The organism is Streptomyces sp. SID3212 (genome assembly GCF_009865405.1).
In the GTDB taxonomy this organism is placed as follows: domain Bacteria; phylum Actinomycetota; class Actinomycetes; order Streptomycetales; family Streptomycetaceae; genus Streptomyces.
The window spans coordinates 1-1,690 of record NZ_WWJY01000440.1 but is presented as its reverse complement, the minus strand read 5'-3'; the positions used below and the strand labels follow the sequence as shown (position 1 = coordinate 1,690).

Here is a 1,690-nt window from a genome sequence, read left to right as displayed (position 1 = left end):
CGGCCTGCCGTCCGGCGGGTACCGGATCGCGGTGGGCCGGGTCGCGGGGCGCGACACGATAGCGCTGGACGGGGTCGGCGAGGACGGTCTCTTCCACGGCGCGCAGACCCTGCGGCAGCTGATCGTGAAGGCGCCGACCGGGAAGCCAGGTGCGAAACCGGGCGGGAAGCCGACCGGGAAGGCAGGCGCGAAGGCAGGCGCGAGAGCGACCGTCCCGGGCGTGGTCGTACGGGACTGGCCCGGCACGCTCGTGCGCGGCACGACGGAGGGCTTCTACGGGGAGCCCTGGACGCACCAGGAGCGCCTGGAGCAGCTCGACTTCATGGGCCGTACCAAGCAGAACCGCTTCCTCTACGCGCCGGGCGACGACCCGTTCCGGCAGGCGCGCTGGCGCGACCCGTACCCGGCGGCGGAGCGCGCCCGGTTCCGCGAACTGGCCGAGCGGGCCGGCCGCAACCATGTGACGCTCGCCTGGGCCGTGGCCCCCGCGCAGTCGATGTGCATGGCGTCGGAGAAGGACCTGGCGGCGCTGAACCGCAAGATCGACGCGATGTGGGCGCTGGGCGTGCGGGCCTTCCAACTCCAGTTCCAGGACGTGAGTTACAGCGAGTGGCACTGCGACGCGGACGCCGACACGTACGGCTCGGGCCCGGAGGCGGCGGCGAAGGCGCAGGCGCGGGTCGCGAACGCGGTGGCGGAGCACCTGGCGGAGCGGCACCCGGACTCCGAGCCGCTCACGGTCATGCCGACCGAGTACCACCAGGACGGCGTCACCGCGTACCGCACGGCACTCGCCGGGACGCTCGACGGCGGCGTCCATGTGGCGTGGACGGGGGTCGGGGTCGTACCGCGCACCATCACGGGCCGTGAACTGGCCGACGCGAAGGCCGCGTTCGCGCATCCGATGGTCACGATGGACAACTACCCGGTCAACGACTACGAACCGGAACGTCTCTTCCTCGGCCCGTACACCGGCCGCGAACCGGCTGTCGCGGGCGGCTCGGTCGCGCTGCTCGCCAACGCCATGGAGCAGGCGGCGGCGTCCCGTGTCCCCCTCTTCACCGCCGCCGACTACGCCTGGAATCCCCGGGGTTACGTACCGGAGGAGTCCTGGCGGGCGGCCGTGGACGACCTGGCGGGCGAGGACGCCGCGACCCGTGCGGCCCTGCGCGCCCTCGCGGGCAACGACGCCTCGTCCCTGCTCGACCCGTCCGAATCCGCCTATCTCAAGCCGCTGTTCACCGCTTTCTGGGCGTCCCGCGCCACGTCGGACGTACGTGCGCGGAGCCGCGCGGCGACCGCCCTGCGCGCCGCCTTCACTGTGATGGCCGGGGCGCCGGAGCGGCTGGCGGCGACGGCCGGGGGCCGGCTGGACGACGAAGTACGGCCGTGGCTCGACCAGTTGGCGCGCTACGGGCGCGCCGGGGAGCTGGCCGTCGACATGCTCACCGCCCAGGACCGCGGTGACGGAGCCGACTCGTGGCGGGCGTCGCTGGCGCTGGAGCCGCTGCGCGGGACACTGCGGGCGAGCGAGGCCGTGGTGGGCGAGGGCGCCCTGGACCCGTTCCTCGACCGGGCCGTCAAGGCGGCGGCGGGGTGGACGGGCGCGGACCGCGCCACCGGCGGGGACGTCACCGAGGACACCCGCTCCTGGACGGTCGCGCTCGGCCGGGCGAGACCGGTCACCGCG

General features: G+C 74.4%; 1 protein-coding gene. It reads left to right on the top strand.

Annotated features, from left to right (window positions below; genetic code table 11):
* Positions 1 to 1,690, top strand: a 1,690-nt coding sequence (locus GT042_RS13045; protein ID WP_202532710.1) for a beta-N-acetylglucosaminidase domain-containing protein, incomplete at both ends; no start/stop codon positions are given.